Raw genomic sequence first — 21,955 nt, 5'->3', positions numbered from 1 at the left:
GTTTTTAAGCATCCATATTAAGGGGAAATACGCTCCATTTTATTATCTCCATCCTCTTTCATACTGCTTTGGTGATTCAATTTCTGTACGAAGCTCTTTAGCAGCTGTTCGTGGCCAGTATGGATCGCGAAGTAATTCACGCGCAAGTAAAATAAGATCTGCACGTTCATTTTGCAAAATCTCTTCTGCTTGAATCCCACTTGTAATTAGTCCGACTGCTCCTGTCGGGATGCTTGCCCCATATTTTATCGTTTCAGATAGCTTCACTTGATACCCTGGAAAAACAGGGATTCTAGCAGGAACTACTGCTCCAGAACTGACATCAATAAGATCAACTCCCTGTTCCTTCATCCATGCACCATATTCTGCATAATCTTCTGCATGAAGTCCGTCTTCATTATAGTCTTCGGCAGATACACGCACAAAGAGAGGGCCTTCCCATACTGTTTTTATTCCTTCGATTACTTCTTTTAAGAACCGATAACGATTTTCTTTTGAGCCACCGTAGCTGTCGGTGCGACGGTTAGAAAGAGGAGATAAGAATTCATTGATTAAATAGCCATGTGCTCCGTGTATTTCAATAACATCGAATCCCGCTTTCTTTGCCCTTTCAGCTCCTTTTATAAACGCTTGTATTGTTTCTTGAATATCATTATCTGTCATTTCAAGAGGTGTTTTCATGTCTTCATTAAAAGGAATCGCTGAAGGGGCAATAATGTCACCTTCAAGTACTGCTTTACGACCTGCATGAGCCAGTTGGATTCCAGTTTTTGCTCCTTGTTCTTTCATGAGCGTAACTAGCTCTGCCAGTCCTTCTACATGTTCATCACTCCAAATTCCTAAGTCTTGCGGGGAAATTCTTCCTTGTGGGGTGACGGCAGTTGCTTCAAGAATGATTAGGCCGACCCCACCAACAGCACGGCTTGTATAATGTGTCCGATGCCAATTTTCTACTTTTCCATCTTCATTATGGCAGGAATACATGCACATAGGAGCCATAACAATACGATTTTTCAACGTTATATCTTTTATTTTGTACGGTTCGAAAAGCTTTCTTTTACTCATCTTTTTCATTGCTCCTTTGTATAAATATTTCGTGTTGCTAAATACAGTCTGATTATATCAATTGGTTGTTTGGATAAAAAGTATTCTGCTTTTTTGTTCTTTTTTTATTGGTTAGTAGGACTGTTTTTGCATAATTCTTCCAATCTCTTCTCTTAACTCTTCCGACCGGTTTTTTGCACTTTCTATACAGTCATAAAACGCTTGCTCTACTTCATGTTGTTGTAGTGCTTTAATTCCAGCTTCTGTTGTACCACCTTGACTTGTGACATCTTTCCTTAGTTCTTCTGCTTCCAATCCAGTATGTTTTAACATTTCTCCAGCCCCGACAATTGTTTGAATAATAAATTCTTTTGCTAACTTTTTATTAAGACCAATATCAACAGCTGCTGATTCAAGTATTTCCGCGACGTAATAAATGTATGCTGGTCCGCTTCCAGATAAGGCTGTTATTAAATCCAGTTGATTTTCTTCGGTAATGGACGTAATTCCTATTGAATTAAATAACCCAAGTGTCCATTCCCTTTCTTGGTCGGTTGCTACATTGTTAAAAGAGATTGCTGTGGCAGACTTCCCAACTGAAGCACTCGTATTTGGCATTGCACGGGCTAGTGAGCCTTTCCAATTTAGTGCCTCCTCAATAGTAGCTAAGGAGATACCAGCTAGTACAGATATGATGAAGCACTGAGGAGAAATGAATCCTTTTATTTTACTTAGTACATCAAGACAATCCTTTGGCTTTACCGCTAGAATGATAACATCACAGTCCTGCAATAATGCTTTCGTATCGTATGAGCTACTCACACCTAATTTGTTTGTTAATTCATGAAGTTTCTGTTGATTTGAACGATTAGTTACAGTTATTTCTTCTTTCTTTAGGAAGTTAGAAGCAAGGGCCCCAGAGATGATAGAACTAGCCATTGAACCTGCACCGAAAAACAATGTTTTCATTAAAGCTCCTCCTTTTGTCTAGTTTCAGCGACTAGAGGCTCGAGGTCAATGGCACATCTAAGCAAGTCGCTTCCACTTTTCAAATTCCCATCATTCTTGCACGAAAAAAACCTTTCATCCTGTAAAAGGACGAAAGGTTTGCTTCCGTGGTACCACCTTGATTTATCCGCAAAAAAGCATCTGCAGACACACTTGATTTCCCCGTTAACGCGAGGAGACGTTCAGCTTTTTCTGACACTCAAAAGGCAGGTTCGATAACAGAGAGGATGATGAAGCCTTCCAGCCTACTCGAACTTCACTCTCTTGCATCATCTGTTATGTACTAATCCTTTATCATCGATTTATATATATCCCAACTTGCTATTTTTCTAACTATATTATTCGTGATTATCTTAAATAAAGAGGTAGTCTGTCAAGCTTTTTTTCAGAAAATTTCATTTAAAATGACAAATTGAAGGAAAAAATGTAAAATGAAAATGAAGCACTATTCATTTTTAAGGGATTGCGGTGAATAAAATGATTCTTAACACTTTTAAAGGTTTAGCAAAAATAACATTATCCACGCCATTTCCGGTTGGGGATGTAAATGTTTATTTAGTAAAAGGAGATGCTCTTTCTTTAATTGATGCAGGACCATTAACGGATACGGCTTGGGAACAATTGAAAAGGGAGTTAAAAACGTTCGGGTATACACCAAATGACATTGAACAAATTATTTTGACACATCATCATCCAGATCATGCAGGATTATTAGATCGATTTACGAATGATATTACAGTCTACGGTCATCCTTATAATAAACATTGGCTTGATCGTAATGAACGTTTTGATACTGTTTATAGGCAATTTTATACGAACAGATTTATTGAAGCGGGAATTCCGAAGAAGTTTTTAACACACATACCAGGACTAATATCTACCTTAGACTATATGTGTCAAAGAAAACTCGATGTTGAACTGACAGAAGGAGAGAGAATTCCTGGGTTAGAGGATTGGAGAGTTATCGAAACGCTTGGACATGCCCAAAGTCATTTATCTTTTTGGAGGGAAAAAGATGGCACGCTTTTGGCTGGAGACCATGTATTAGCCCACATTTCTCCTAATCCGCTTCTTGAACCTAGTTTTGAAGAGGGGGTGGAACGAACAAAGCCACTTCTTCAATATAATGACTCTCTTAAGAAGCTTTTGGACTATCCTATTTCGATAGCGTATACAGGCCATGGGGATGAAGTACATGATGTTCATTCATTAATCCCAAAAAGATTAGAAAAACAAGAAGAAAGAGCGCAGAAAGTTCAGCAGTTTTTAGAGGGAAAAGAAATGACGATTTTCGAGGTCTGCCAAAAATTATTTCCCTCTGTTTACAAGAAGGAGCTTGTATTAACACTGTCGGAAACACTCGGTCAGCTTGATTATTTGGAATCACAGAATAGAGTGAGTAAAATAGAAAGAAACGGAATCTATTATTATTCTTGTTAGACCGAGGTGGAACATGAACGCTAAAATTAATAATAAAAATGTCATTATTACAGGAGCTTCAGGGGGAATAGGGGAAAAAATGGCTCTCCGTGTTGCCGAAAATGGAGGCAACTTAGCTTTGATTGCTAGAAGTGCAGAGCGTCTTGAAGCTTTAAAAGAGAAGATATCTCGTCAATTCCAAGTGAAAGTAGAAACATACCGTCTTGATGTATCAGAATTTGAAAAGGTCCCCAAGGTTTTCTCAAGTATTCTAGAAGAGTTTCAAAGTATTGATGTTTTAATCAATAATGCGGGATATGGCGTATTTGATGAGGCTCACGAGGCACGGTTTGAAGATATTAAAGGAATGTTCGATGTGAATGTTCTTGGTTTAGTTGCATGTACGCAACAGGTTCTCCCCCATATGAGAGAAAGACGGTCAGGGCATATTGTGAATATTGCTTCGCAAGCAGGAAAGTTGGCAACGCCGAAATCTAGTGCCTATGCTGCCTCTAAGCATGCTGTTTTAGGATTTACGAACAGTTTACGAATGGAGGCTAGTCAATCGGGAGTTTATGTAACATCTGTTAATCCTGGACCCATCGCAACTAATTTCTTTTCAATTGCTGATAAATCAGGAAGCTATGTGAAAAATGTAGAAAAATTCATGCTGGACCCAGAGCGTGTCGCTGTTAAAGTCATTGACGCCCTTTTCACGAGGAAGAGAGAGGTCAACTTACCTCGTTGGATGAATTTTGGCAGTGCTATTTATCAACTCGCACCAAGGATTGTTGAAAGGCTAGGAAAAAATGCATTTTATAAAAAATAGTGAAGTCTAATTCTTGCTTTATTCACGAGCTTTACTCCATGATAGGGTAAAGCTTTTTCTTAGCTTCAGGGAGGAATAGATAGCTTGTATGACAATTTATCCGACTAGAAGTTCATAAACAATGTCCTCTATAACCTCATGGATTTTTATATTTTCCCCTACTTACTTTTTTGTAATCTCATCATAAAACCACTCGTAATCTTTATCACCTAACGGAACGGTATCTAATCCATGCTAATATTGCAAAAAACATTGCTGGATCATCTTTTTTATTACTTATTTTTCCATATTCCACCTCTAAAAATGATTATATGTTGGTACTTGTCCCTCATCTTCAAAAGTGCATGCAACGTACTTGTTGAAATTTTATAGGTATAGGAGGGGCTAATCTAGCCACCTCTAGCTTCAGTTATTTCGTAAGTAGATTTATTCTTCGTTTAAAACTTTTTCAGCTCGTACACAGGATTCAAATTTCCCTTTATGGGAAGCGTCGCAAAAGGGCATTTTATTTGATAGACCACAGCGACAGAGAGAAAATACACTCTTAGTTGGGAAGACATTCCCGTCTGCATCGATTACTTCCACATCGCCTGTTACCTTAAGAGACCCATTGTCATTCACTTTAATTTGAGCTTTCGTCATGAAAACCATCCTTTCTACAAAAATAAAAATTCCAGAGATTCCCCTTTATGATAGTAAGGGGAAAAAAACAAAAAAGCAATTACTCAATAAAGAATGATTATACTATATTTCAAACAGCCTTTGAATTTACGGGGAAATATTAGTAGAACAGAGCGGTGCAAAGGCTAGTATTGCTATTCTATGTTAGGATAGAAGGGAGGGGGAAAGAAAATGCATATTACTTTTACAGATGAGGCAATAAAAAAGATAAATGAAAAAATAGATGGGAAAGAAGGATACCTAAAGCTGAAGTATGATATAGACGGCTGTGGTTGTGTAATGAGTGGGATTCCTACTCTGTGGTATATTCTTCAGCCAGAAGGAATAGACGAACTAACAATAGAAACCAACCTAATGCCAATTTTAATCGAAAAATCAAAAACAGTATTTCTCGATAAACAATTAAAAGTGGACTTTTCTAAAACGGCTAATTCTTTTCAACTGAAGAGTCCGGCACAGATATTAAATGGAAGAATGAATTTTATTTTATATCCAAAAGTAAGCGAGAGTTGATGGACTCTCGCTTATAAGTCATAAAACAGGTTCCTTTACATAAACAAAATTAGTAAGAAACTGGTCTATTACCTGTTCATATTGTTTAGGATTGAAGTTATAGGATTGGGCATGCGATCCTTTAAAATCTATGTACAGTTCTTTAGGACCTTGTTTTTTTCTATATAACTTTTGTGTCATTTCGGGAGGGATAAAGGTATCTTCACTACTATGAATAAATAACACAGGTTTTTGAATATTTTTTACTACAGATATAGGCGATATATCTTTTAACGTGTAGCCTTCACGAAACTTTAATGTGGTATTAGCAAGCGGTAAAAGCCAATCTGCCGGTATTTTGAGTTCAATCCCCATTCGATAGGCTAACTGCTCGCCGAAATCAGAAAAAGGGCAATCAGCAATGTAAAAATCTGCTCTGTCCTCGACACTACCTGCATAAAGCAAAAGAGTGGACGCTCCCATTGATTCTCCGTGAATTCCAAAAAAGACATCGTCTCCCACGAGGCGAATTAATTCATCAACGACGACCTTTAAATCATTCTTTTCAAAGTAACCATAACTTGTAGTTTTTCCACCGGATTCCCCGTGACGGCGGTGATCATAAATAACCGCGTTAAATCCTCTTTTCAAAAACAAATTCATATACTTTATTGAGTTAAATTTATTTTCCGTTACCCCATGACAGAAAATCATATATTTCTTACCTGGATTAGCGGTGATAAATATTGTTTTAATGTCATAACCATAAGGGGAACGAAGCATTATTTCTTGCTTAGGAAGAGCTGAATACTCCTCTAGATTAAAACGTAGTGCTTCTGTCTCTCGCTGTAAAATCAAACTATCCTCTTTTTTTCGCATATACATAAAACGACTAGTGATATAGTATCCGAGACCTACTGTAGCGACAGCAGCACCACCAACGACAGTAAACCATTTTTTCATTAAAAATCACCTCAGAAATAGAATCTATTTTATTCTACCATTAAAAGGAAAGAAAAAATTACTTGGAAAAAATAAATCACCCAACTTATAATTGGGTGATCATAGTGTAAACAATTGTTTACTGTTCTGAATTTTGTCTTCTTGTAGGATGAATCGCCTTTTCTAGTTCCTCTGCAGCAATTGTATTTTTAACTGTATCTGCATTAGGCTTTCCCTTTTGGCTATAGCCTTTTTCGCGTTTTTGGCTCATACGTTTCAGCTCCTTATCCTGTATCACAATTTTAGTTTGTACAAGAAGTTAAGGACTATTCATGTTTCAGGAGGGGAATAGGATTTACTGTTCAATCGCATGTGCTAAACGATAGTATCCTGTCTCAATAGTCCTCGTTACATGAGGTTTCACTATATCGATAGCGGATACAAGCTCGTCTAAATTTATCCCAGTGGAAACTCCCATATTTTCCAGCATATACACAACATCTTCGGTAGCAACATTTCCAGTGGCACCGGGAGCAAATGGGCAGCCTCCTAACCCACCAGCAGATGCATCGAATCTGTCCACTCCTGCCTGTAAGCTAGCCAAAATATTAGCTAGAGCCATTTTTCTTGTATCATGAAAATGAGCCGTCAAGAGAACTTCACCAAGTGAAGACTTTAATTTTGAAAAAAGTTCAAATGAATTTTTAGGATTAGCCATTCCGATAGTATCTGCTACACTTAACTCATCGACACCCATTCCGACAAATCTTTGACAAAGAGACACAGTAGATTCTGGGTTTATTTTTCCTTCATACGGACAATAAAATGCGGTAGAAATACAAGCACGTACGAAGTAATTCTTTTCTTTCAGCTCACTAATAATAGGCTCCAAATCCGTTACTGCCTCTTCTGTCGTCTTGTTAATATTTTTCTTGTTGAACGTAGAACTAACTCCTACAAATACTGCTACTGCTTTGCAACTTGTTCCATAGACCCGCTGGATTCCCTTCTTATTAGGGGCAAGGACAATGTCTCTGCCACCGCCTAAGGAAGCCTCTACAACCTCACTTGCATCTTTCATTTGTGGAACCCATTTTGGTGAGACAAAAGAAGTTAACTCCATTTCTTTAATGCCGGCTTTTTTTAATTGTCCAATAAACTCTTTTTTTATTTCTGTCGGTACAAAGCTTTTTTCGTTTTGTAACCCATCTCTTGGGCCGACTTCAATAATCATTGCTTGTTCTGGTAAATTCATTCTTTTTCCCCCTCATTTCATCTATCAGCGTAAATGAATACTTATTTTAAAAATTAATCATGCTGGCTAATTTGTTTTTCTATGTAGCGAAAGTGTGTACGTGATAAATAGACCTTCTAGTATCTATTGTAAAAATATTCCGAACTTAAAATCAACTAAAAGTTTTTTGACAAATTTAGAGGGATTTAAACGCTTACATCGAATGAAATAACATGATGTAGTTTTTAATATGTGAAGAAATACTAGTAAACCTTAGTAGGATCTTCGCAAATAAGTAGAAGGCGAATGCAACTCGGAAAAACCGACTGCTAACAGCTTAGAGGAGGAAGAAAAGTGTCGAAGGAAGTAGTAATTGTCAGTGCTGTACGTACTGCTATCGGAAATTTTAATGGTTCATTAAAAGATATTTCTGCCCCTGACCTTGGTGCTGTTGTAATTAAAGAGGCACTTCAAAAATCAGGAGTAAAGCCAGAAGAGGTAGACGAGGTAATTATGGGGAATGTCCTACAAGCAGGACTTGGTCAGAATCCCGCTCGTCAAGCAGCAATGAAAGCAGGCCTACCCAAAAATGTACCATCGATGACAATAAATAAAGTGTGCGGTTCCGGATTAAAAACGGTTCATCTTGCAACACAGGCAATCCTTGCTGGGGATGCAGACATTATCGTTGCAGGTGGAATGGAAAATATGAGTCAAGCTCCATATCTTTTAAAAAACGCTCGTAATGGATATAAGATGGGGGATCAAAAAGTTGTTGATAGTATGATATCAGACGGATTGTGGTGTGCGTTCAATGATTATCACATGGGAATGACCGCCGAAAATCTTTGCGAACGCTATAATATTACTCGTGAAGAGCAAGACGAGTTTGCAGCGGATAGCCAACAAAAAGCAGTCGCTGCTATTACGGAAGGAAGATTTAAAGAGGAGATTGTTCCGGTTGAGGTTCCTCAGCGTAAAGGCTCCCCGATTGTTTTCGATACAGATGAATTTCCTAGAAAAGAATCAACAGCTAAAAAATTATCAGGGCTTCGTCCAGCTTTTAAAAAGGATGGAAGCGTAACAGCCGGGAATGCTTCCGGAATTAATGATGGGGCAGCAGCCGTTGTAGTAATGTCCAAAGCAAAAGCAGTAGAGCTTGGAATTACTCCCTTAGTAAGCATAAAAGGAAATGCAAATGCCGGAGTTGACCCAAGTGTGATGGGGATTGGTCCCGTGGCAGCCGTTAAAAAAGTATTAGAAAAGACGGATTTGTCAATAGATCAATTTGGACTCATCGAAGCAAACGAAGCATTTGCAGCTCAATCATTGGCTGTTGATAAAGAATTGCAATTTAATCGTGATGTATTGAATGTTAACGGTGGGGCAATTGCGCTTGGGCATCCAATTGGAGCAAGTGGTACAAGAATTCTCGTTACATTAATTCACGAAATGAAAAAGCGTAATGTCCAAACAGGTTTAGCTACTCTATGCATCGGTGGAGGTCAAGGTGTTGCAACAGTAGTAGAACTAGATAACTAGAAAAAGGAGGAATTATAATGAAACAACTTTATTCTTCATTCGAAGATGCAGTAGCAGAAATTCAAGATGGTGCTACTTTGATGGTTGGAGGATTCGGACTATGCGGGATTCCAGAAAAATTAATTTTAGCTTTAGTAGATAAAGGAGTAAAGGGTTTAACTATTATCTCTAACAACTGCGGCGTAGATGATTGGGGATTGGGATTATTACTGAAAAACAAACAAATCAAAAAGATGATAGGTTCTTATGTTGGTGAAAATAAAGAGTTTGAAAGACAAGTGCTCTCGGGGGAAATTGAGGTAGAGTTAGTACCTCAAGGAACGCTAGCGGAAAAAATTCGTGCTGGCGGTGCTGGAATCCCAGCTTTCTATACGCCAGCTGGAGTTGGAACACCAATCGCAGAAGGGAAGGAAACAAGAGTTTTTAATGGGAAAAAATATTTGCTAGAGGAAGCATACACAGCGGATTTCTCCTTTGTGCGTGCCTGGAAAGCAGATAAGATGGGGAACTTGATTTATAACAAAACTGCCCAGAACTTTAACCCTATTATTGCAGCGGCAGGTAAGGTAACGATAGCGGAAGTGGAGGAATTACATGAAACGGGAGAGCTTTCTCCAAATGAAATTCATACTCCAAGCATTTACGTACAAAAGCTAATTAGAGCAGAACAAGAGAAACGAATTGAAAGAAGAACAGTTAAAAAAGCATAGAAGGGGAGTGGAATAATGGATCGTGCAGCAATGAGAGAAAAAATTGCAAAAAGAGCAGAGAAGGAAATAGAAGATGGTCACTACGTAAACCTAGGAATAGGGATGCCAACATTAGTTGCTAATTATATATCGGATAATAAAAAGGTAGTTTTGCAATCTGAAAACGGACTTCTTGGGATAGGGCCTTATCCGTCAGAAGAGGAAGTTGATGCAGATTTAATTAATGCAGGCAAAGAAACAGTAACGGCAATACCTGGTTCAGCCTACTTTAACAGTGCGGAATCCTTTGCGATGATTCGTGGGGGGCATATCAATGTTGCTATATTAGGTGGAATGGAAGTTTCGGAGAATGGAGACTTGGCAAATTGGATGATTCCGGGAAAAATGATTAAAGGTATGGGTGGAGCGATGGATCTTGTTCATGGTGCCCAGAAGATTATCGTCATTATGGAGCATGTCAATAAAAATGATGAAAGCAAGATTCTTAAAAAATGCAGCCTACCCCTGACAGGAGAAAGAGTAGTAGACCGCATTATAACGGATAGGGCTGTTATCGACGTAACGGATAAGGGGTTATTGTTAAAGGAAGTAGCGGAGGGCTTTACTGCGGAAGAAATTCAAGCTTCAACAGAGCCAGAATTGATTATTCCGGAAGATGTTAAACTTAATGCATTTTAAAAGTTGATAATAGACAAAGGGTATTATCTGCAAGGATTATTTCTTGTAGATAATCCCTTTTTTTGACGAGAGAACGGATAAGTATTATAAAATAAAGATAGCTTGATTCTATCAAAATAAATTGTATGGCTAGGTAATTGTCATTTAGGAGGGGAAAATATGAAAAAGAGAAAACAGCAGGAGAAAGAATTAACATTAAAGGATTCTATTGATACCAACGTGTTTGAACAATTAAAGAATAAGAAAAAAGAGTTAGAAAAAGTAGAAGAGAAGAAAAAGGAAGAGGAAAGACAGCAAAAGATTAAGGAAAGAAAAGAGCGAGAAAAAAATAAATCGTTTGAAGAACTTTTAAATGAAAGCAATATGAACTGGGAAGAGTACAAAGATTAATGAGAAAAGTAGAAATAAAGGATTATGACAGGGCCTGGATACGGAGGTTTTTAGACGAGAAAGAAATTTTGGAGAAAATCCTCCCTACTAATGCTATCATCCACCATATCGGCTCAACCTCTGTCGAAGGGGTGGCAGCGAAACCAATCATTGATATTCTAGTAGAAGTTTTATCACTCACAGATATTGATTCAAAAAACCAGGAGTTCAGTGAGAACGGATATGTTAGTAAAGGAGAAAATGGAATCACTAATCGAAGGTTTTTCTATAAGTTAGATGAAAGTGGAAATAGATTAACTCATGTTCATATTTTCCCAACAGGGAGCGATAATGTGATAAGACACATTGCTTTTCGAGATTATTTGCGTAACCACTCACAGGAAGCTGCAGAGTACAGCAAAATAAAACAGGAATTGGCGGAAAAACATCCAATGGATATTGAAGCCTATATTGATGGAAAAGATTCTTTTGTAAAAGAACTAGAGAAGGTTGCTTTGAACTGGTATACATCAAAAAAGCGAGAAAGGTAGGGTACGGAGCCCTTTTCTCGCTTTTTCCTTGTTAACCAGAAAATGATAAAATATTGGCATATGGATAACGCAAAAATGAAAGTGGTTTACATCTAGCTCCAGCGTCTAACCCTTCAAGGTCATAAGCGAAGCATCTCAAAAAGGCAAAGAACACCTTTCCGGGATGCTCATCTTATGCAGCCTTTAGGCTGTTCAAGACGCTTCTGCTTTTGTTCTTTAGATACGATGTTGTTCGTAATTAGATTGTTTTGTCACCTGCTTTAATAGTTGGTATTCTTGTTCCGAAAGCGTTGGTTTATTGACGGCTTCAATATTTTCCTTTAGTTGTTGAACGGAACTAGAGCCAGGAATAACAGCAGCGACAGCTTCATGAGCGAGGTTAAATTGAAGAGCAAGCTCATTCATTTCTCTATTGCTGGATAACTTTTCATGGATCGTAGAAAGGGTATCCTCTAACTCGCTGTATGTGTAGTGAAGATATCCGTTTTCTTTTATTTTAATGGATGCTTTTTCTAGCATTTTTTTTGTCAAAAGTCCCTTGGCTACTGGACCTCTCGTTACAACGCTTATATTATGTTCTCTTAATAGAGGCATCCACTCCTCTGGACGGCGGTCGAGCAAGCTATATTGCATCATGACGCTTTGAATAGAAGACTTTTCAGCAAATTTTTTGATAACATTTGGCCGAATAGAAGAAATACCATAATAGCGGATACACCCTTCCTTAACTAGTTCATCAAAGGCTTCAATTGTTTCTTCTGTTGGATCTTCTATTGTCCCTCCGTGAAGCTGATATAAATCGATATAATCTGTTTGTAGGCGGCTCAAGCTGTTCTTAACGGCCTGTTTTATATATTTTTTAGAAGGATCCCAGTGCCAGCTGTCTTTCGTGTCATTCCAGCGGTTGCCAGCCTTTGTTGCAATAATAACGTCTCCCCGCACATGTTTTAATGCTTTCCCGACAATTTCCTCATTTGTACCGAAATCGTATAAGTCGGCCGTATCAAAATAATTTACTCCCTCTTGAAGAGCATAATTAACAATTTCTTTTGCGCTATTTTCATCTGTACCGAGTGACATGCATCCTAGTCCCATTTTGGATACAAATAAATCTGAATTTCCAATCTGTCTTTTTTCCATTGCTTCTCCGTCCTTTCGCTATCATTCAAATAAAGAATAGTAATATGCGGATAATTTAATAGGAGAACTGATAATAATAAAAATAGACAGTTCTCTTAATCATTATTTTAACGAAAGAAGCAAGAAGAAAACAAAATTTTGTTCTTACTCTTTATTAGTGACTTTCAACCACTCAGCAACCGTTTCGTATTTATTCCCATATTCTTTCAGCTTTCTTCTAATCTCCCAACTCTTACCGACCAGTACAACTTTGTTTTCTTGCAAAATAATTTTCAAATAGACCCCCACCCTACTTAAGAATGTAGATATGCTAAAATGTATGAAGGTAAAGGGATAATAGAACAGGAGCGTGTTTATTATGAAAAAATTTGAAGAAAAGACAATTAGTTCGGAAACGTTGTATAAAGGTAAAATTATTAATTTGCAAGTAGATGAGGTGGAGCTTCCAGACGGGAATACATCGAAAAGAGAATTGATCAAACACCCGGGAGCGGTAGCGGTCATTGCTTTAACAGATGAAGGGAAAATTGTGATGGTGGAACAATACCGTAAAGCGTTGGAAAAATCGATTATTGAAATTCCAGCAGGAAAACTAGAGGCAGGAGAGGAGCCGAGCGTGACCGCTAAAAGAGAATTGGAAGAAGAAACAGGTTATGGTTGCAAACAGCTTGACCACATTATTTCTTTCTATACTTCACCTGGCTTTGCGGATGAACTTGTACATATTTATTTTGCAAAGGGGCTATATGTTTTAGAAAACGCCAAAGCTGCTGATGAGGATGAGTTTGTAGAATTGATCGAGATAACAATAGAGGAGGCAATTCAGCTTATGAAAAAGCAACGAATTTATGATGCGAAAACGGCCTACGCTATTCAATACTTACAATTACAAGCGGGGCAGGGTGGAAAATGAATACCTATTTTGTTGACCTCCATGTTCATATTGGGAGAACGTACAAAGGTCGGGCAGTAAAAATTACAGGATCAAAAAACTTAACTTTAGAAAATATTCTTATCTATTCCAATGAACCAAAGGGATTAGATGTAATAGGGATAATTGACTGTCATTCCCCTGAAGTGATAGAGGAAATTGAAAACCTTATAGAGGTTGGCGAAATAGAGGAATTAGAAAAAGGTGGTTTCCGGCATAGGGATGGGACTGTACTAATTCCAGGTTCTGAAATCGAATTATATAATGCGGATAGTCAAGGACCAATCCACGTTTTAGCTTATTTTCCAAGTTTACATAAGCTAAAAACCTTTTCAGGATGGCTGAGTCAACATGTAACTAACATTCATCTAAGCACACAAAGGATTTATTGTAGTAGCATTACGCTTCAACAAAAAGTAAAAGAGTTAGAAGGACTTTTTATTGCTGCTCATGTGTTTACCCCGTTTAAAAGTTTATACGGGAAAGGTGTGAAAAATAGTTTAACAGAAGTGTTAGACCCGGAATTAATTGATGGAATCGAACTTGGGTTAAGCGCAAATACAGAAATGGCAAGTGGCATCGAAGAGTTAAAGCAATATTCGTTTGTTACAAATTCTGATGCGCATTCACTGCAAAAAATGGCAAGAGAGTATCAGGCAGTTGAAATGGAACAACCAAATTTTTCTGAGATCAAGCTCGCACTGAAAGGGAAATATGGGCGGAAAATAAAGACGAACTATGGTCTAAATCCGCTTTTAGGAAAATACTATGACACAACATGCAAGGATTGCGGAGGAAAGCTTGAAAATGATGAAAAAATTTGTAGGTTTTGTGGCTCTCACAAAACGATTCGCGGGGTTAGACATCGCATAAAGGAACTCTCAGGCAATAGAGAAAAGGTGAAAAGGCCTCCTTATATTCCTCAAGTACCACTAGAGTATATCGGTGGGCTCGGACCGAAAACGATGACTAAACTGCTAGCTCGTTTTAAAACTGAAATGAATATTTTGCATCATGTGACAATAGAGGAATTGAAAGAAATCCTTCCTGAAAAGCTCGCGGAGAATATTATTCGGGCAAGAAATGGAGAGCTTTTGATTGAAGCTGGTGGCGGTGGAAAGTATGGTAAGGTAAAGTAAAAGTCCGAGTCAATTAGACTCGGATTTTTATTTCCAATCACTTGGGATAACTGCATAGATACAAGTATTCCTAAGCTCTGGGCCACTAACGCTGACATCGTCATTTCTGAGAGTCCCTTCTAGAACATAGCCTAGTTTTTCTGGAATCCTACGTGAAGCTATATTCTTCTCATCACATCGAATTTCCACTCTGTTGACTTGTAATGTATCAAAAGCGAAGGTAGTTAGAGTTTGGACAACTTCTCTCATATATCCCTTTCGTGTATGGCGGGTATCAAGCCAATATCCGATTTCCACTTTTGGTATTTCCCAGTCGACTCGGTGGAAACCGGTAGAGCCGATGAACTCATCTGTCTCTTTCAAAAAAATGTGTAGGCGGAAATCGGTTCTTTTAATAAACTCTGCGTATGACTGGCGGATTCCGTCTTCTACTTCATCGACTGTTCGCTCCTCTTTGGCAAAAGGTAGCCACATTTTTAATTGTTCTTTCGATCTGACAATTGCCTCATGAACAATTTTTCCATCGCCAGGAAGGCATGGTCTAATATATAACCTCTCCGATTCAATTTTCTCCGGGAAATTCAGTAGAGTAGGTTTCTTCATCATTTTCACCTTCTGTTTTAGAATATTTAAAATAGTATAACTTTTATCCGGTGTTGTTTCAATAGTAAAACTATTTTTTATATTTAAGAGACGAGTCATATTAAGGAAACTAGCAACATAGAATCTAGTAATCTAACCGTACGGCTGATCGTCAGAGGGAGAGAAGTCAGTCTGAATTATTAAGAGGAGGCACTAGTGATGCGTAAAAAAATATCCGGTTCAAATCCAATCATCCAACATGTACAAGCACATTCCTCTATTTATCTGTTTATTATTACTCTTTTTCTGATGGGAGTTATCTTTGGGGCAGTTGTTGTTAATTCACTTTCTTTCACGCAAAAGGAAGATTTATATTTTTATTTAGGAAAGTTTTTCGGAGAACTTGAAGATGGTCGTCTAGCATCAGCAGAAGAATTATTTAAACAAAGTTTTCTACATAACGTGAAGTATTTAGGGTTTATATGGGTGTTGGGGATATCTATTATTGGTCTGCCGCTTATTTTTATCCTACTGTTTTTAAAAGGGGTAGTAGTCGGGTTTTCTGTAGGGTTCTTAGTGAATCAGATGGGCTGGGATGGCTTTTTACTTTCATTTGTAAGTGTATTACCACAAAATATTGTAATTATTCCGGCATTCATTTTTATTGGGACTCTTAGTGCTAGTTTTTCTATAACGTTAATACGAAAAATTTTTATGAGACAAAGTTCAGCTGTTCCGTTTCAAATGCTTCCATTGTTTTCAAGGTATATTCTTTTTCTCGTTATAGCTATTGGAATTGTGACTGTTGCTGCAAGTATTGAAGCATATTTATCCCCAAGCTTAATGGAGGTAGTGATTACAAATATAAATAAATAATTATTATTAATAAATAACAATTATAATCTCTAGTTTATAATAATTTTATTTTGCTTATTCCTCCCTTTTTGTTATAATAATAAGGACATGACGAGGGAGGGAATGGATTATGGAAAGCCGTATAGATAGAATAAAAAAGCAGCTGCACTCGGCAAGTTATAAGCTTACACCACAACGTGAAGCAACGGTAAGAGTACTGCTTGAGAATGAAGAAGACCATTTAAGTGCCGAAGATGTATACCTCCTCGTTAAGGAAAAGTCTCCGGAAATTGGTTTGGCTACTGTTTATAGAACACTAGAGTTATTGACCGAGTTGAAAATTGTTGACAAAATTAATTTTGGTGACGGTGTGTCACGCTATGATCTTCGTCAGGAAGGTGCTGCCCATTTTCATCACCATCTTGTCTGCATTGAGTGTGGCGCAGTGGATGAAATCCAAGATGACTTATTAGAAGATGTTGAAATGATTGTAGAGCGTGATTGGAAATTTAAAATAAAAGACCACCGTTTGACATTTCATGGTATATGCTATCGATGTCATGGTAAAAGTGAATCAACAGAAGAGGTATAAATTAGAGCTGCCTAAATAAGGGATAGTATGACGCTTTACGTGAAGTTTGTCAGATTTCTTATTTTCTCATGGCAGTTTTTTTATTTGGCAGTTTTTTAAACGGTTGTTATTTTTAACAACAGTTGAAAGTGCAGATTGGATTAGAGTAGAAGGCAAGCGCTGCAGCGGAAAGGAACGGTTCCTTGCCCACAAACAACAAACTTTACGAAAAAAACAGCGTTATAGACTCAATGCTTACATATTTTTAAATAATTGCACAAGAATTGGTATAAAACCGCTCAAAAACGTCATAGCTTGTATTAAGAAGAATACAGAGAGGCTTTAACGTTAAGGAGCGTATAATCATGAAAAATGGTATAACAGCTATATGGCACACGATAAAGGTATTTATTTTGTTTACTGGTTCAACGGTTCTTTTTTATTATGGTATTATGTGGATTAATGAAGAATATGAAAACTACCATCGATATGACAAGCCGGAAGGTGCTGCTATTAAGGTATCCTCTTCTGTCACGGAAAAAGAAAACAGCTGGTATGATCGATTATTATTTTTTTATATGAACGGGGAGTAATGCATTTTGGAAGATAATATACAAGATTACATGCATTTCTTATTAGTTGAAAAAGGATTAGCAAAAAATACACTTGAATCCTACCAAAGAGATCTTAAAAACTATAGTAAATATCTTCAAAAGGTAGAAGGGATTTCGACATTTAGTGAGGTAACAAGAGGAAATATTGTTGGGTTTCTCGGTCATTTGAAAAACCAAGGCAAGTCAAGTAAAACGATTGCCCGACATGTCGCATCGATACGTTCATTTCACCAATTTTTATTAAGGGAAAAAACGGTTGAACAAGATCCAACCGTACACATCGAAACACCTAAAACGGAGCGTTCCTTACCTAAGGTGCTAAGTTTAGCGGAAGTAGAAGCATTAATGGAAGCTCCTGATGAGGGTACTCCACTGGGACTTCGGGAAAAAGCAATGTTAGAAATCTTATACGCGACAGGTATTCGTGTTAGTGAATTGATTACGTTAAAAGTAGAAGATGTACATTTAACAATGGGGTTTGTTCGATGTATTGGAAAAGGGAACAAGGAGCGAATCATTCCGATTGGACAAACAGCTATGAATATACTTCAAAAGTACTTGGAGGAGGGGCGACCTCAGCTGCGGTCTTCAAAACACCGAGATGAAAGTTTATTTTTAAATCATCATGGTAAAGGCTTATCAAGGCAAGGATTTTGGAAGATTTTAAAGGCATTATCGAAGAAAGCAAATATCGAAAAGGATTTGACACCACATACCCTTAGACACTCATTTGCAACGCATCTGTTAGAAAATGGTGCTGATTTAAGGGCGGTACAGGAGATGCTTGGACATGCAGATATCTCGACAACGCAGATATACACACATGTTACGAAAACGAGATTAAAGGATGTATACTCCAAGTATCATCCAAGAGCGTAAGTATATTTAACTTTAATAGAGTGATATATTGATTAAATGGAGAGAGCTAAAAAGAATTTTGTGATTCTTTTTAGCTCTCTCTTGTTTTTTTAGAGTAGATAGCGATAAAATGTAAAGGTCAGACTTCTGACGTACTATGAAAGTGGTTATCAAAAAACGAAAAGGGTATGATAGCTTGTAGATACATTGGAAGCGCTTAAGCGGAAAGGGAAAGCGTCATTTGACCTCGAGGTGGAACTAGATATTTTATGAAATTATACTACGGTAGGAGGAAATGTCATGAGCAACAATACATATAAAAGGGTACATTTAATTGTAATGGACTCCGTCGGTATCGGAGAATCTCCTGACGCTGAAAAATTTAATGATAAAGGAGCAGATACATTAGGGCATATCGCGGAGCATATGAATGGCTTAAGCATGCCAAACTTAGCCAAAATGGGTCTGTCAAATATTAAAGAAATAAAAGGTATTGAAAAGCAAGCTTCTCCATCAGCTTTTTATACGAAAATGCAAGAAGCTTCAGTAGGAAAAGATACAATGACAGGGCATTGGGAGATTATGGGTCTGAATATTGATAAACCTTTCAAAGTCTATCCAGAAGGTTTTCCAGAAGAACTAGTGAAGGAATTGGAAGAAAGAACAGGAAGGGAAATTATTGGTAATAAACCCGCAAGTGGCACAGCAATAATCGAGGAACTTGGGGAAGAACATATGAAAACTGGAGCACTGATTGTTTATACATCAGCGGATCCTGTACTTCAAATTGCTGCACATGAGGATATTATACCAATTGAAGAACAGTACAAGATTTGTGAAATTGCCAGAGAAATAACAATGGAAGAAAAATATCTTGTCGGACGTGTCATTGCACGACCATTTGTCGGAAAACCAGGAAGTTTTAAGCGTACGTCTAACCGTCATGATTACGCATTAAAACCATTTGACAGAACGGTTATGAATGAACTAAAGGATTCAGGTTATGACGTTATTGCAATTGGGAAAATATCCGATATTTATAATGGTGAAGGTGTAACGGATGCACTGCGTACGAAGTCTAATATGGATGGCATGGATAAGTTTATTGAGACAATGGATCGAACCTTTACAGGCTTAAGCTTTTTAAACCTTGTTGACTTTGATGCTTTATTCGGACATCGTCGTGATCCTCAAGGATATGGAGAAGCGTTGGAAGAATTTGATGCGCGTATGTCAGAAGTTATCGAAAAAATGACGGAAGATGATTTACTTATTATTACTGCTGATCATGGTAATGACCCAGTTCACCATGGGACAGATCATACGAGGGAATATGTACCATTACTTGTTTATACAAAACGATTTGATAAAGGAACTGAATTACCGTTAAGAGAAACATTCGCTGATATCGGAGCAACGGTTGCGGACAACTTCAATGTAAAAATGCCTAAACATGGAAAAAGCTTTTTGGCAGATCTTAAATCATAACAATGTAGAACTAAAGGAGTTTGAAGAATGAATTACGAAATGATTGAAAGCTCAAGTAAATATTTAAAAAGCAAATACACAGCTTCACCAAAAATCGGGTTAATCTTAGGTTCTGGGCTCGGCGTGTTAGCAGATGAAATTCAAAATCCGGTTAAAATTCCCTATAGTGAAATACCAGATTTTCCTGTGTCAACTGTTGCGGGGCACGCGGGGCAATTAGTGTTCGGTCAACTCGCAGGTCAAGAAGTAGTGGCTATGCAAGGGCGTTTTCATTATTACGAAGGCTACAGTTTTGACCAAGTTACTTTTCCTGTTCGAGTAATGAAAGAGCTGGGTGTAGAAATATTGATTGTTACAAATGCAGCTGGTGGTGTAAATGAGTCATTCAATCCTGGGGACTTGATGATTATTACTGATCACATAAACAATATGGGAGGAAACCCATTAATTGGACCGAATGATTCCCGTCTTGGAGAAAGATTCCCAGACATGTCAGAGGCGTACAGTAAAGAGTTAACACAAAAAGCGAAGGAAATAGCGGATAGCTTATCGCTAAATATTAAAGAAGGTGTATATGTAGGAAATACAGGACCAGCTTATGAAACACCTGCGGAGGTTCGTTTAGTGCGTACGCTCGGCGGAGATGCAGTCGGAATGTCGACGGTGCCGGAAGTTATGGTAGCACGTCATGCAGGTTTGAAAGTTTTAGGGATTTCTTGTATTTCTAATATGGCAGCTGGAATTTTAGATCAGCCACTTACCCATGATGAAGTAATAGAGACTACTGAAAAAGTTCGTGCGAATTTCTTGTCCTATGTAAAAGAAATAGTAAAATCTGTTTAAGGGAAGGGGACAGACGAGTAACATGAGAATGGTTGATTTGATTGAAAAAAAACGAGATGGAAAAGAATTAACAACAGAGGAAATTAAGTTTATTATCGAAGGGTATACGGAAGGGTCAATTCCTGATTATCAAATTAGTGCATTAACAATGGCAATCTTTTTCCAAGATATGAGTGAAAAAGAACGCGCAGATCTTACGATGAGTATGGTGGAATCTGGCGATCAGATTGACCTATCAGAAATTAAAGGAATCAAAGTTGACAAACACTCAACAGGTGGAGTTGGTGATACGACTACACTGGTACTCGGTCCTTTAGTTGCAGCAGTGGGTGTTCCGGTAGCGAAAATGAGTGGACGCGGACTTGGTCATACAGGTGGAACAATCGACAAGTTAGAGGCTGTATCAGGTTTTCACGTGGAAATTGAAAATAAACAGTTTATCGATTTAGTAAACAAGAATAAGCTTGCTGTCATCGGTCAAAGTGGAAATTTAACTCCTGCTGATAAAAAGCTATATTCATTGCGGGATGTAACAGCAACGGTAAACAGTATTCCTCTTATTGCTAGCTCTATTATGAGCAAGAAGATTGCGGCAGGTGCTGATGCAATCGTGTTAGATGTAAAAACAGGTGCAGGTGCTTTTATGAAAACGTTAGAGGATTCCAAAGCGCTAGCAAAAGCAATGGTGAATATCGGAAATAATGTAGGAAGAAAAACAATGGCTGTCATTTCCGATATGAGTCAGCCACTAGGCTTTGCAATCGGAAATGCTTTAGAAGTAAAGGAAGCAATAGACACGCTTCGTGGAGAAGGTCCAGAAGACTTAACAGAGCTTTGCCTTACACTAGGAAGTCATATGGTATTTCTTGCAGAGAAAGCATCTTCACTAGAGGAAGCAAGGTCATTGCTACAAAAAGCAATTGGTGATGGTACCGCATTAGAAGCCTTTAAAGTGTTCCTTCAATCACAAGGTGGGGATTCTTCTATTGTAGATACTCCTGAAAAATTACCACAAGCTTCCTATAAATTTGAACTTGAAGCAAAACAAGACGGCTATGTTTCTGAAATTATCGCCGACGCAATTGGAACTGCTGCTATGTGGCTTGGAGCAGGTAGAGCGACAAAAGAATCGGAAATCGACCTTGCAGTTGGTCTAGAACTCCGTAAGAAAATTGGAGATTTTGTAACAAAAGGTGAATCGCTTGTAACAATTCATAGTAATAGCGAGAATATTGAGCAAGTGAAAGAAAAGCTTTATGAAAGTATGAAACTCTCGACAGAAAAGGTGGAAGTACCAACGTTAATCCATGGGGAAATAACCGAGTAATGCCAAATAAAAAACAAACGCTGCTAAAAAAAGCAGCGTTTGTTCATACTGTTGAAAAACAATCTTGGCAATAGACAAAACATAAAAATCTCGATAGAATTCCCTCGT

At 37.8% G+C, this 21,955-nt stretch carries 26 protein-coding genes; 17 read left to right on the top strand and 9 right to left on the bottom strand.

Annotated elements, in window-relative coordinates; translation table 11 throughout:
- Positions 1-42: 42 nt before the first annotated feature.
- Together namA and proC are read right to left on the bottom strand one after the other, a co-directional pair.
- Positions 43-1,065: an NADPH dehydrogenase NamA gene (gene namA / locus ACFSUL_RS02425; protein ID WP_377932370.1), complete on the bottom strand. Its 1,023-nt coding sequence runs from the start codon at positions 1,063-1,065 to the stop codon at positions 43-45.
- A gap of 111 nt (positions 1,066-1,176) precedes the next feature.
- Complete coding sequence (gene proC / locus ACFSUL_RS02420; protein WP_377932368.1) at positions 1,177-2,013, bottom strand: pyrroline-5-carboxylate reductase; 837 nt, start codon at positions 2,011-2,013, stop codon at positions 1,177-1,179.
- A gap of 516 nt (positions 2,014-2,529) precedes the next feature.
- Between proC and ACFSUL_RS02415 the strand changes: the two genes are divergently transcribed.
- Together ACFSUL_RS02415 and ACFSUL_RS02410 are read left to right on the top strand one after the other, a co-directional pair.
- Positions 2,530-3,492 carry an MBL fold metallo-hydrolase gene (locus ACFSUL_RS02415; protein WP_071411404.1) on the top strand — a complete coding sequence of 321 codons (963 nt, stop codon included), beginning with the start codon at positions 2,530-2,532 and terminating at the stop codon, positions 3,490-3,492.
- Positions 3,493-3,505: 13 nt separating this feature from the next.
- Positions 3,506-4,300, top strand: a complete 795-nt coding sequence (locus ACFSUL_RS02410) for an SDR family NAD(P)-dependent oxidoreductase (RefSeq protein WP_071411405.1) — start codon at positions 3,506-3,508, stop codon at positions 4,298-4,300.
- A 426-nt stretch (positions 4,301-4,726) separates the two neighbouring features.
- Here ACFSUL_RS02410 and ACFSUL_RS02405 read toward each other — a convergent pair whose 3' ends face one another.
- Positions 4,727-4,942 carry a CDGSH iron-sulfur domain-containing protein gene (locus ACFSUL_RS02405; RefSeq protein WP_071411406.1) on the bottom strand — a complete coding sequence of 72 codons (216 nt, stop codon included), beginning with the start codon at positions 4,940-4,942 and terminating at the stop codon, positions 4,727-4,729.
- A gap of 210 nt (positions 4,943-5,152) precedes the next feature.
- Between ACFSUL_RS02405 and ACFSUL_RS02400 the strand changes: the two genes are divergently transcribed.
- Positions 5,153-5,494, top strand: a complete 342-nt coding sequence (locus tag ACFSUL_RS02400) for an iron-sulfur cluster biosynthesis family protein (protein WP_071411407.1) — start codon at positions 5,153-5,155, stop codon at positions 5,492-5,494.
- Between the two features lie 18 nt (positions 5,495-5,512).
- Here the strand turns inward: ACFSUL_RS02400 and ACFSUL_RS02395 are convergent, their stop codons facing one another.
- The 3 genes from ACFSUL_RS02395 to ACFSUL_RS02385 all read right to left on the bottom strand — a co-directional run bounded on the left by ACFSUL_RS02395 (position 5,513) and on the right by ACFSUL_RS02385 (position 7,670).
- The gene (locus tag ACFSUL_RS02395; protein WP_377932365.1) at positions 5,513-6,436 is read right to left on the bottom strand and encodes an alpha/beta hydrolase; all 924 of its coding nucleotides are present in this window, start codon (positions 6,434-6,436) and stop codon (positions 5,513-5,515) included.
- A gap of 118 nt (positions 6,437-6,554) precedes the next feature.
- Positions 6,555-6,686: a hypothetical protein gene (locus ACFSUL_RS02390; RefSeq protein WP_377932363.1), complete on the bottom strand. Its 132-nt coding sequence runs from the start codon at positions 6,684-6,686 to the stop codon at positions 6,555-6,557.
- Between the two features lie 84 nt (positions 6,687-6,770).
- Positions 6,771-7,670 (bottom strand): hydroxymethylglutaryl-CoA lyase, encoded by a 900-nt coding sequence (locus ACFSUL_RS02385; protein WP_377932361.1) that lies wholly within the window; start codon positions 7,668-7,670, stop codon positions 6,771-6,773.
- A 333-nt stretch (positions 7,671-8,003) separates the two neighbouring features.
- Here ACFSUL_RS02385 and ACFSUL_RS02380 point away from each other — a divergent pair, with 333 nt between their 5' ends.
- The 5 genes from ACFSUL_RS02380 to ACFSUL_RS02360 all read left to right on the top strand — a co-directional run bounded on the left by ACFSUL_RS02380 (position 8,004) and on the right by ACFSUL_RS02360 (position 11,499).
- The gene (locus ACFSUL_RS02380; protein ID WP_071411410.1) at positions 8,004-9,191 is read left to right on the top strand and encodes an acetyl-CoA C-acetyltransferase; all 1,188 of its coding nucleotides are present in this window, start codon (positions 8,004-8,006) and stop codon (positions 9,189-9,191) included.
- A gap of 17 nt (positions 9,192-9,208) precedes the next feature.
- Entirely contained in the window at positions 9,209-9,901 is a 693-nt protein-coding gene (locus ACFSUL_RS02375; RefSeq protein ID WP_071411411.1) for a CoA transferase subunit A, read from the top strand.
- A gap of 15 nt (positions 9,902-9,916) precedes the next feature.
- On the top strand, positions 9,917-10,579 hold the full coding sequence (locus ACFSUL_RS02370; protein WP_071411412.1) for a CoA transferase subunit B: 663 nt from the start codon (positions 9,917-9,919) through the stop codon (positions 10,577-10,579).
- Positions 10,580-10,738: 159 nt separating this feature from the next.
- Entirely contained in the window at positions 10,739-10,969 is a 231-nt protein-coding gene (locus ACFSUL_RS02365) for a YqkE family protein (RefSeq protein ID WP_071411413.1), read from the top strand.
- Positions 10,969-11,499, top strand: a complete 531-nt coding sequence (locus tag ACFSUL_RS02360; RefSeq protein WP_377932357.1) for a GrpB family protein — start codon at positions 10,969-10,971, stop codon at positions 11,497-11,499. Before ACFSUL_RS02365 ends, ACFSUL_RS02360 begins: the two co-directional genes overlap by 1 nt.
- Positions 11,500-11,715: 216 nt before the next feature.
- Here ACFSUL_RS02360 and ACFSUL_RS02355 read toward each other — a convergent pair whose 3' ends face one another.
- Both ACFSUL_RS02355 and mciZ read right to left on the bottom strand, forming a co-directional pair.
- Positions 11,716-12,639 (bottom strand): aldo/keto reductase, encoded by a 924-nt coding sequence (locus tag ACFSUL_RS02355; protein WP_377932355.1) that lies wholly within the window; start codon positions 12,637-12,639, stop codon positions 11,716-11,718.
- 144 nt (positions 12,640-12,783) lie between these two features.
- Positions 12,784-12,915, bottom strand: a complete 132-nt coding sequence (gene mciZ, locus ACFSUL_RS02350) for a Z-ring formation inhibitor MciZ (protein ID WP_071411416.1) — start codon at positions 12,913-12,915, stop codon at positions 12,784-12,786.
- Between the two features lie 82 nt (positions 12,916-12,997).
- On the opposite strand from mciZ, the gene ACFSUL_RS02345 reads away from it, so the two are divergent.
- Together ACFSUL_RS02345 and ACFSUL_RS02340 are read left to right on the top strand one after the other, a co-directional pair.
- The gene (locus ACFSUL_RS02345) at positions 12,998-13,552 is read left to right on the top strand and encodes an NUDIX domain-containing protein (RefSeq protein ID WP_377932353.1); all 555 of its coding nucleotides are present in this window, start codon (positions 12,998-13,000) and stop codon (positions 13,550-13,552) included.
- Positions 13,549-14,709 carry an endonuclease Q family protein gene (locus ACFSUL_RS02340; RefSeq protein WP_377932351.1) on the top strand — a complete coding sequence of 387 codons (1,161 nt, stop codon included), beginning with the start codon at positions 13,549-13,551 and terminating at the stop codon, positions 14,707-14,709. The genes ACFSUL_RS02345 and ACFSUL_RS02340 overlap by 4 nt, the downstream gene beginning before the upstream one ends.
- Positions 14,710-14,736: 27 nt before the next feature.
- Here the strand turns inward: ACFSUL_RS02340 and ACFSUL_RS02335 are convergent, their stop codons facing one another.
- Positions 14,737-15,312, bottom strand: a complete 576-nt coding sequence (locus tag ACFSUL_RS02335) for a GNAT family N-acetyltransferase (protein WP_377932349.1) — start codon at positions 15,310-15,312, stop codon at positions 14,737-14,739.
- Positions 15,313-15,510: 198 nt separating this feature from the next.
- On the opposite strand from ACFSUL_RS02335, the gene spoIIM reads away from it, so the two are divergent.
- The 7 genes from spoIIM to ACFSUL_RS02300 all read left to right on the top strand — a co-directional run bounded on the left by spoIIM (position 15,511) and on the right by ACFSUL_RS02300 (position 21,847).
- Positions 15,511-16,167 carry a stage II sporulation protein M gene (gene spoIIM / locus ACFSUL_RS02330; protein WP_377932347.1) on the top strand — a complete coding sequence of 219 codons (657 nt, stop codon included), beginning with the start codon at positions 15,511-15,513 and terminating at the stop codon, positions 16,165-16,167.
- 109 nt (positions 16,168-16,276) lie between these two features.
- Entirely contained in the window at positions 16,277-16,738 is a 462-nt protein-coding gene (fur, locus tag ACFSUL_RS02325; protein ID WP_071411421.1) for a ferric iron uptake transcriptional regulator, read from the top strand.
- Positions 16,739-17,082: 344 nt separating this feature from the next.
- A complete protein-coding gene (locus tag ACFSUL_RS02320) occupies positions 17,083-17,310 on the top strand; it encodes a YqzK family protein (protein WP_071411422.1) in 228 nt (75 codons plus the stop codon).
- Positions 17,311-17,316: 6 nt separating this feature from the next.
- Positions 17,317-18,210 carry a site-specific tyrosine recombinase XerD gene (gene xerD / locus ACFSUL_RS02315; RefSeq protein WP_377932344.1) on the top strand — a complete coding sequence of 298 codons (894 nt, stop codon included), beginning with the start codon at positions 17,317-17,319 and terminating at the stop codon, positions 18,208-18,210.
- A gap of 279 nt (positions 18,211-18,489) precedes the next feature.
- Entirely contained in the window at positions 18,490-19,677 is a 1,188-nt protein-coding gene (gene deoB / locus ACFSUL_RS02310; RefSeq protein ID WP_377932342.1) for a phosphopentomutase, read from the top strand.
- 27 nt (positions 19,678-19,704) lie between these two features.
- Positions 19,705-20,520 carry a purine-nucleoside phosphorylase gene (locus ACFSUL_RS02305; protein WP_377932340.1) on the top strand — a complete coding sequence of 272 codons (816 nt, stop codon included), beginning with the start codon at positions 19,705-19,707 and terminating at the stop codon, positions 20,518-20,520.
- Positions 20,521-20,542: 22 nt separating this feature from the next.
- Positions 20,543-21,847 (top strand): pyrimidine-nucleoside phosphorylase, encoded by a 1,305-nt coding sequence (locus ACFSUL_RS02300; RefSeq protein WP_377932338.1) that lies wholly within the window; start codon positions 20,543-20,545, stop codon positions 21,845-21,847.
- Positions 21,848-21,955: the final 108 nt, after the last annotated feature.

Origin of the sequence: Bacillus seohaeanensis, assembly GCF_042684945.1 — a bacterium.
Taxonomy (GTDB): domain Bacteria; phylum Bacillota; class Bacilli; order Bacillales; family Bacillaceae_B; genus Rossellomorea; species Rossellomorea seohaeanensis.
Note: the sequence above shows the minus strand (reverse complement) of the source record. Positions and strands in the feature narration are given on the sequence as shown.

What these genes read in the sequence shown, in the direction of transcription:
- namA (WP_377932370.1), bottom strand. Translation starts at nt 1,065, where the DNA reads ATGAGTAAAAGAAAGCTTTTCGAACCGTACAAAATAAAAGATATAACG.
- proC (WP_377932368.1), bottom strand. Translation starts at nt 2,013, where the DNA reads ATGAAAACATTGTTTTTCGGTGCAGGTTCAATGGCTAGTTCTATCATC.
- ACFSUL_RS02415 (WP_071411404.1), top strand. Translation starts at nt 2,530, where the DNA reads ATGATTCTTAACACTTTTAAAGGTTTAGCAAAAATAACATTATCCACG.
- ACFSUL_RS02410 (WP_071411405.1), top strand. Translation starts at nt 3,506, where the DNA reads ATGAACGCTAAAATTAATAATAAAAATGTCATTATTACAGGAGCTTCA.
- ACFSUL_RS02405 (WP_071411406.1), bottom strand. Translation starts at nt 4,942, where the DNA reads ATGACGAAAGCTCAAATTAAAGTGAATGACAATGGGTCTCTTAAGGTA.
- ACFSUL_RS02400 (WP_071411407.1), top strand. Translation starts at nt 5,153, where the DNA reads ATGCATATTACTTTTACAGATGAGGCAATAAAAAAGATAAATGAAAAA.
- ACFSUL_RS02395 (WP_377932365.1), bottom strand. Translation starts at nt 6,436, where the DNA reads ATGAAAAAATGGTTTACTGTCGTTGGTGGTGCTGCTGTCGCTACAGTA.
- ACFSUL_RS02390 (WP_377932363.1), bottom strand. Translation starts at nt 6,686, where the DNA reads ATGAGCCAAAAACGCGAAAAAGGCTATAGCCAAAAGGGAAAGCCTAAT.
- ACFSUL_RS02385 (WP_377932361.1), bottom strand. Translation starts at nt 7,670, where the DNA reads ATGAATTTACCAGAACAAGCAATGATTATTGAAGTCGGCCCAAGAGAT.
- ACFSUL_RS02375 (WP_071411411.1), top strand. Translation starts at nt 9,209, where the DNA reads ATGAAACAACTTTATTCTTCATTCGAAGATGCAGTAGCAGAAATTCAA.
- ACFSUL_RS02370 (WP_071411412.1), top strand. Translation starts at nt 9,917, where the DNA reads ATGGATCGTGCAGCAATGAGAGAAAAAATTGCAAAAAGAGCAGAGAAG.
- ACFSUL_RS02365 (WP_071411413.1), top strand. Translation starts at nt 10,739, where the DNA reads ATGAAAAAGAGAAAACAGCAGGAGAAAGAATTAACATTAAAGGATTCT.
- ACFSUL_RS02360 (WP_377932357.1), top strand. Translation starts at nt 10,969, where the DNA reads ATGAGAAAAGTAGAAATAAAGGATTATGACAGGGCCTGGATACGGAGG.
- ACFSUL_RS02355 (WP_377932355.1), bottom strand. Translation starts at nt 12,639, where the DNA reads ATGGAAAAAAGACAGATTGGAAATTCAGATTTATTTGTATCCAAAATG.
- ACFSUL_RS02345 (WP_377932353.1), top strand. Translation starts at nt 12,998, where the DNA reads ATGAAAAAATTTGAAGAAAAGACAATTAGTTCGGAAACGTTGTATAAA.
- ACFSUL_RS02340 (WP_377932351.1), top strand. Translation starts at nt 13,549, where the DNA reads ATGAATACCTATTTTGTTGACCTCCATGTTCATATTGGGAGAACGTAC.
- ACFSUL_RS02335 (WP_377932349.1), bottom strand. Translation starts at nt 15,312, where the DNA reads ATGAAGAAACCTACTCTACTGAATTTCCCGGAGAAAATTGAATCGGAG.
- spoIIM (WP_377932347.1), top strand. Translation starts at nt 15,511, where the DNA reads ATGCGTAAAAAAATATCCGGTTCAAATCCAATCATCCAACATGTACAA.
- fur (WP_071411421.1), top strand. Translation starts at nt 16,277, where the DNA reads ATGGAAAGCCGTATAGATAGAATAAAAAAGCAGCTGCACTCGGCAAGT.
- ACFSUL_RS02320 (WP_071411422.1), top strand. Translation starts at nt 17,083, where the DNA reads ATGAAAAATGGTATAACAGCTATATGGCACACGATAAAGGTATTTATT.
- deoB (WP_377932342.1), top strand. Translation starts at nt 18,490, where the DNA reads ATGAGCAACAATACATATAAAAGGGTACATTTAATTGTAATGGACTCC.
- ACFSUL_RS02305 (WP_377932340.1), top strand. Translation starts at nt 19,705, where the DNA reads ATGAATTACGAAATGATTGAAAGCTCAAGTAAATATTTAAAAAGCAAA.
- ACFSUL_RS02300 (WP_377932338.1), top strand. Translation starts at nt 20,543, where the DNA reads ATGAGAATGGTTGATTTGATTGAAAAAAAACGAGATGGAAAAGAATTA.